Here is a 6,698-nt window from a genome sequence, read left to right on the forward strand (position 1 = left end):
AGGTTGCGCAGATCGAGACGGCGGTCGCCGCCCTCGGCAAGGCCGGCAGCTCGGCGCCGGTCGATCTCGGTCCGCTCAACGAGAAACTGGCTGGCCTCGACGCGCTGGTGAAGTCGGCCGGCGAGGCTACGACGGCGCAGGAGGGCCGGCTGACAGCGCTGGAGCAGTCTGTGTCGCAGCTGTCCGGCAAGGTCGAGGCGGCGGCGGGGCAGCCGAAGGTTGCGCTTGCCATCGCGGCGTCGGCCTTGAAAGCGGCGCTCGAGCGTGGCGGGCCGTTTTCGGCCGAACTCGAAACCCTCGCGGCGATTTCGCCCGATGCGCCGCAGCTTGCGGCACTGCGCCCCTATGCTGAAAAGGGCGTTCCGACCCGCGCCGAGATCGCATCGCAGGCTGATGCCGCCGCCAATGCCATGGTCACTGCCGCGACGCCCGTCGATGAGAATGCCGGCTTCCTGCAGAATCTGATGTCGAGCGCCGAATCGCTGGTCAAGGTCAGGCCGATCGGCGCCGTCGAAGGCGCCGGCGCACCGGAAACCGTCGCGCGCATGGAGGCGGCGGTCAACCAGGGCGACTACGCGAAGGCACTCAGCGAGTATGAAACGCTGCCCGAGGCCGCCAAGGCCGCTGGCGCGGACTTTGTCGGCAAGCTGAAGGCACGCATCGAGGTCGAAACCCAGGTCGATGCGCTGATCTCGGGCGCGATGAAGGCATGAGGGCAACACAATGATCCGCCTGCTCGCCTTCCTCATCGTCGTTTTCGCGCTCGGGCTGGGCTTTGCCTGGCTGGCCGACCGGCCGGGCGACATGGTCGTCACTTTTAACGGCTATCAATACCAGGTCAGCCTGATGGTGGCGGCGGTGGCCGTCGTTGCCGTGGTCGCCGCGGTGATGATCCTGTGGTGGCTGCTCAAGTCGCTGTGGAACAGCCCCTACACCATCTCGCGCTATTTCCGTGTCCGCCGCCGCGATCGTGGCTATCAGGCGCTGTCGACCGGCATGATTGCCGCCGGCGCCGGTGATGGCGCGCTGGCCCGCAAGAAGACCAAGGAAGCCGCCAAGCTGATCCGTTCCGACCAGGAGCCGCTGATCCACCTGCTGGAAGCGCAGGCGTCGCTGCTCGAAGGCGATCATGAAGGCGCGCGACAGAAATTCGAGAGCATGCTCGACGATCCCGAAATGCGGCTGCTAGGCTTGCGCGGGCTTTATCTGGAAGCCGAACGGCTTGGCGACCGCAACGCCGCCAGGCATTATGCCGGCCGTGCCGCGGTGATGGCGCCGCAGCTGGCCTGGGCAGCGGAATCGACGCTGGAAGAGCTGACCGCGCGCGGCGACTGGGACGGCGCCCTGAAACTGGACGACGCGCAGAAATCGACACGGCAGATCGAACGCGATGCCGCCAACCGCCGCCGCGCCGTGCTGCTGACCGCCAAGGCGCAGGCGCTTGCCGACAGCGATCCCGCCGCCGCCAGGACTGCGGCGATCGAGGCCAACAAGCTGCGGCCGGACTTCGCGCCCGCCGCCGTTGCCGCGGCTGCCGCATTGTTCAAGCAGAACGATGTGCGCAAGGGCTCGAAGATACTCGAGGCAGCCTGGAAGGCCGAGCCGCATCCGGAAATCGCCGAGCTTTATACCCATGCAAGGCCGGGCGACGCGGTGCTCGACCGCCTCAACCGGGCGAAGAAGCTGCAGGAAATGAAGAAGAACCACGCCGAATCGTCGATGACGGTGGCGCGCGCCGCGCTCGACGCACAGGACTTCTCGACCGCCCGCCGCGAGGCCGAGGCGGCGATCCGGATGGACCGCCGCGAGGGCGCCTATCTGCTGCTCGCCGACATCGAGGAGGCCGAGACCGGCGATCAGGGCAAGGTGCGGCAGCTGCTGTCCAGGGCGGTGCGGGCGCCGCGCGATCCGGCCTGGGTCGCAGACGGCGTGGTATCGGAACGCTGGGCGCCGGTGTCGCCGATCACCGGCCGGCTCGACGCCTTCGAGTGGCGTGCGCCGATGGAGCGTCTCGGCCAGTTGATCGACAGCCATGACGACATGCCAGCCGGTGCGGCGCCGGTCATCGAAGCATTGGCAAAGCCCACGAGCGAAAAAGGGCCGATCGAGGTGATCGATGACGCCGGTGGCGAGACGTCGGCGGGCAAGCAAGCTGAAAGTCGCGAAGAAGATCATGTCAGGCCGATCACGGCAGCGGCCTTCGCCGCGGTGCCGGGCGATGCCGAGGGCGTCGATCCGGCCGAGGAGCTTGCGCGGTTGCCGGACGATCCCGGCGTCGATCCGGACGAGGAAGCGGAGAAATCGCCGCGCCGGTTTCGGTTGTTTTGAGTTGGGCAGGCCGTCAGGCCGTTGGGGTATGGATCTATGTTTGAACGCGTTCTGTCGTTTCTCAGGGATTTGCCGGCCGGCGCCGGCACTCGTGCCAGCACGGACGATCCGCGCATCGCCGCCTCGGCGCTGCTCTACCATGTGATGAATGCCGATGGCGTGCGCCAGGATGTCGAGTGGGAACGGTTCAAGGCGGTGCTGGCGGAGAGCTATTCGATCAGCGGCACGGAACTTGAGGCGCTTGCCGCCGCCGGCGAGCGGGCCGACAATGAGGCGATCGATCTCTATGCCTTCACCAGTGTCCTGAAGCGCCATCTCGATGCCGATGCGCGCAAGGCCTTCATCGGCCTGATGTGGGAAATCGTCTATGCCGACGGCGAGTTGCACGAGCTCGAGGACAACACCGTCTGGCGCGTCGCCGAGCTGATCGGCGTCGAACGCCATGATCGCGTCGAGGCGCGCCGCAAGGCAGCGGCGCACGCGCCCGGCGCCACCGGAACATCGAGCGACGAATAGGATTTTCGCCTTCCCATGCCGCGCCAAACGAGTTCGAAGCCAAAGATACTGATCGTGCTGCATCAGGAGAGTTCGAGCCCAGGGCGTGTCGGCCACATGTTGCTGGAAGAAGGGTTCGACCTCGATATCCGCCGGCCGCCGCTTGGCGACGCCTTGCCCGAAACACTGGACGGCCACGCCGGCACGGTGGTGTTCGGCGGTCCGATGAGCGCCAATGACGAGGACGAGTTCGTTCGCCGCGAGACCAACTGGCTGGAAATACCGCTGAGGGAGAACCGGCCATGTCTCGGCATCTGTCTCGGCGCACAGATGCTGGTCAACTATCTCGGCGGCAAGGTCGAAGGACACGGCGAAGGGCTGGTCGAGGTTGGCTGGTATCCCCTGAAAGCGACCGAAGCCGGCAAGCAACTGATGCACTGGCCGGAGATGGTCTATCAGTTCCACCGCGAGGGTTTCTCGCTGCCCAGGGACGCGACGCTGCTGGCGACGGCCGAGACCTATCCCAACCAGGCCTTCCGCTACGGCGACAATGCCTGGGGCATCCAGTTCCATGGCGAACTGACCAGGGTGATGATGCAGCGCTGGGTGGTGCGCGGCGCGCATCGCTTCGAATTGCCCGGTGCCCAGCCCGGCCGCGATCATCTCGGCGGCCGGCTGATCTGGGACATGCATCTCAAGCGCTGGCTGGACGAGTTCCTGCGGATGATTTTCGGCAAGCCGAGCAGATAGCTAATGCATGTCGCCCAAAAGCGACCTCGGTTTTGGGAAAACGACATGCATAAAACAAGACTTAAAGCGCGACGCGCTTTAAGGTTCGAGCACCGGCCGCAGGAAGCTGCGCTCGTAGCTGAGAATGCTGCGATTGCGTTTTTCCATTTCAAACACTTCCTGGCATTCCGGGTCGGCAGCCATACGCTTGCGATAGACCTCGTAGTCGGCAAGGCTCGGAAAGCTGAACATGGCAAAAGCGATATTGCTCGCCCCCTCGCTCGGAAGGAAATAGCCGTGATGGTTTCCGCCGAGGCGGTTGACCAGAGCTATCCAGCGACGGCCATAAACTTCGAACTCGGCAAGCTTGTAGGGGTCGATGACATATTTCAGGTAGCAAGTGATCATGAGAGCTCCTGTGGCATGGGCGAGGCATGTCGGCTGTCAAACGTAGGAAGATCAGTTGCGTCCGTCGAGATGGCGCACCTTGCGCAGTTGCGGGAACAGCACCATCCACAGGCCCGCTACGGCGATGGCGCCGATGCCGCCGATCACCACGGCCGGCACCGTGCCGATCAGCGCGGCCATCGTGCCGGCGCGGAATTCGCCGACCTCGTTGGAGGCGCCGACAAAGACCTGGTTGACGGCGTTGACGCGGCCGCGCACATGGTCGGGCGTCCACAGCTGAATTAGCGTTTCCCTGATGTAGACGCTGAACATATCGGTGGCGCCAAGGAAGACCAGCGCCACGATCGACAGCCAGGTGATGGTGGAAAGGCCGAACAGCACGGTGAAGGCGCCGAACGAGGCGGCGGCGACCAGCATGATCATGCCCGCGTGGTTGCGAAGCGGATGCCCGGCCAGCCAGATGGCGACGCAAATGGCGCCGATGCTGGGCGCCGAGCGCAGCAGGCCGAGGCCCCAGGGGCCGAGCTGGAGGATGTCGCGCGCATAGACCGGCAGCAGCGCCGAGGCGCCGGACAGGAGCACGGCGAACAGATCGAGCGAGATGGCGCCGAGCACGATCTTCTCGCTCCAGATGTAGCTGAACCCGCCGAGCAGGTGCTGCATCGTCGGCTTTTCCGACTCGGTCCGCTGCGACGGCTTCGGAATGGTGAAGATCAGCAGCCCGGACACGAGCATCAGGACGGCGGCGGTTCCGTAGGCCGCTTCCGGCGACACGCCGTAGAGCAGGCCGCCGGCGACCGGGCCGACGATGGTCGCCGTCTGCCAGGCCGATGAATTCCAGGCGATGGCGTTGGCGAAATCCTGAGGCGGCACCAGATTGGCGAACAGCGAGGCGGAGGCCGGACCGAAAAAGGCGCGGGCGACGCCGAACATGGCAAGCACGCAGAAGATCGGCAGCGGCCCGCTGATGCCGCGCAGCGTCAGGAACAGCAGCGCCAGCGCGCACATCGCCTCCACCACGACCGCCAGCGCCATGATCAGGCGGCGGCCGAAGCGATCAGCGACGACGCCGGTGACCAGCACCAGAAGCAGCGACGGCAGGAACTGGACGATGCCGACAAGGCCGAGATCGAGCGGGTCGCGGGTCAAATCGTACATCTGCCAGCCGACCGCGACGGACACGATCATGGTGGCGAATGTGGTGAGGAAACGCGCCGCCCAATAGCTCAGGAAGGAGCGGTGGCGGAACGCGGCATAGCGCTGGTCCGGCGATATCTGTTCTGCTGTCATGATTTAAGAGGCCCCGTTCGAATGGCATCAGCTGGCGGGGCACTTCCACGATGGGCGCTGGTCCGGCTGGCGGAACTTTTAGCTCAGTTCGCAGCGGATATGCGTCAAAATCAGTGCTGGATCAAGGAATTTTCAGCCTAAAGCGCGTCGCGACTTTTGAGCGAGATGCATTAGCGCTACTGCGTCATGAGTTTCTGGCCGAACGGAGCAATCGTTGACGTTGGCGCTGCCCCTCACTGTCCTGCCGGACATCCTATAGTGACGGGGAGAGAGGGGCGGGCGGCGACGCCGGCATTTCTCCCGCAACGCTGGAGATTGGCGAAATCGCCGATGACAGCACCCCTCTCCCCGTCACTATACGGGGAGAGGATGCCGGCAGGCAGGTGAGGGGCGGCGCAGACGCTGGCCATTACGAACGGTCGCTGTGACGCTGTAGGATTATCCGGGTGGATCCTGGCGTCACGAGCCTGGAATCTTCGAAGACTGTTCCTCTTGCGCGCCAACGATCTCCCTATATTCCCGCACTTCGCCATCGAGCCCGCGCAGCCGCCAGCTCTCCCCCTGCCTGCCCTCGACATGACAGGGCCCGATCGGCACCTTGCCGCCGCCTTCCGGCAGGTCGAGCACATAGACGGGGTTGCAGATGCCCGACAGCCGCGCCCGCAGCGCTTCGGTCAGCGCCTGTCCCTGCGCGATCGTCGTGCGCCGGTGCGCCATGCCGCGCGCGAGGTCGCCATGGTGCAGGTAATAGGGTTTGACGCCGAGGCGGTACATCAGCTCGCGGCAGAGCTCCTCCAGCGCCTCGATGCTGTCGTTGACGCCTTTGAGCAGAACGCTCTGGTTGAGCAGCACGAACCCGGCTCGCCGAAGCGTGCGGCAGGCCACCTCGGTAGCGCCGGTGATTTCACGCGCGTGATTGAAATGGGTGACGACGGTGACCATCAGCCGGCCCTGCAGCGTCGCGACGAGCCCTGATGTAATGCGCGACGGCAGCACCACCGGCACGCGCGTATGGATGCGCAGCAGCCGCACATGGGGGATCGCTTCGATGCGCGCGGAGATTTCGGCCAGTGCCTTGTCGGGCAGCGACAGCGGATCGCCGCCGGTCAGGATCACCTCACGGATTTCGGGATGCTCGGCGATATAGGCCAGCGCCGGCTCCAGCGCCTCGTGCGTATAGCCACGACCGATCGAGGTCAGCGATTCCTTGCGGAAGCAGAACCGGCAATAGACCGCGCATTGATAGGTCGGGAACAGCAGCACCCGGTCGGCATGACGGTGCGTCAATCGCGGCACCGGGCTGAAGTCATGATCGGCGATCGGATCGTCGAGCTCGCCCTCCGCTTCCTCAAGTTCCTGCGGAGACGGGATGACCTGCGCCCGGATCGGATCGGCCGGGTCGCTCCAGTCGATCAGGTCGAGATAGGCTTTGGGCGCGCGCACCTTGT

At 65.2% G+C, this 6,698-nt stretch carries 7 protein-coding genes; 4 read left to right on the forward strand and 3 right to left on the reverse strand.

From position 1 onward, the window contains the following. From EN939_RS15525 to EN939_RS15540, 4 genes are all read left to right on the forward strand, one after another. Positions 1 to 713: COG4223 family protein (locus EN939_RS15525; protein ID WP_245473097.1), on the forward strand; the 713-nt coding region annotated here is incomplete at its 5' end. Between the two features lie 10 nt (positions 714 to 723). Continuing rightward, entirely contained in the window at positions 724 to 2,328 is a 1,605-nt protein-coding gene (locus EN939_RS15530) for a heme biosynthesis protein HemY (protein ID WP_127268696.1), read from the forward strand. 36 nt (positions 2,329 to 2,364) lie between these two features. Next, positions 2,365 to 2,844 carry a tellurite resistance TerB family protein gene (locus tag EN939_RS15535; RefSeq protein ID WP_127268697.1) on the forward strand — a complete coding sequence of 160 codons (480 nt, stop codon included), beginning with the start codon at positions 2,365 to 2,367 and terminating at the stop codon, positions 2,842 to 2,844. 15 nt (positions 2,845 to 2,859) lie between these two features. Then, the gene (locus EN939_RS15540; protein WP_127268698.1) at positions 2,860 to 3,573 is read left to right on the forward strand and encodes a glutamine amidotransferase; all 714 of its coding nucleotides are present in this window, start codon (positions 2,860 to 2,862) and stop codon (positions 3,571 to 3,573) included. Positions 3,574 to 3,651: 78 nt separating this feature from the next. Here the strand turns inward: EN939_RS15540 and EN939_RS15545 are convergent, their stop codons facing one another. From EN939_RS15545 to EN939_RS15560, 3 genes are all read right to left on the reverse strand, one after another. Beyond that, on the reverse strand, positions 3,652 to 3,960 hold the full coding sequence (locus tag EN939_RS15545) for an NIPSNAP family protein (protein ID WP_127268699.1): 309 nt from the start codon (positions 3,958 to 3,960) through the stop codon (positions 3,652 to 3,654). 51 nt (positions 3,961 to 4,011) lie between these two features. Then, complete coding sequence (locus tag EN939_RS15550; RefSeq protein WP_127268700.1) at positions 4,012 to 5,250, reverse strand: MFS transporter; 1,239 nt, start codon at positions 5,248 to 5,250, stop codon at positions 4,012 to 4,014. A 459-nt stretch (positions 5,251 to 5,709) separates the two neighbouring features. Continuing rightward, positions 5,710 to 6,698, reverse strand: a 989-nt coding sequence (locus tag EN939_RS15560; RefSeq protein WP_127268701.1) for a KamA family radical SAM protein, incomplete at its 5' end; no start/stop codon positions are given.

Source organism: Mesorhizobium sp. M7A.F.Ca.CA.002.05.1.1 (assembly GCF_003998335.1).
Taxonomy (GTDB): domain Bacteria; phylum Pseudomonadota; class Alphaproteobacteria; order Rhizobiales; family Rhizobiaceae; genus Mesorhizobium.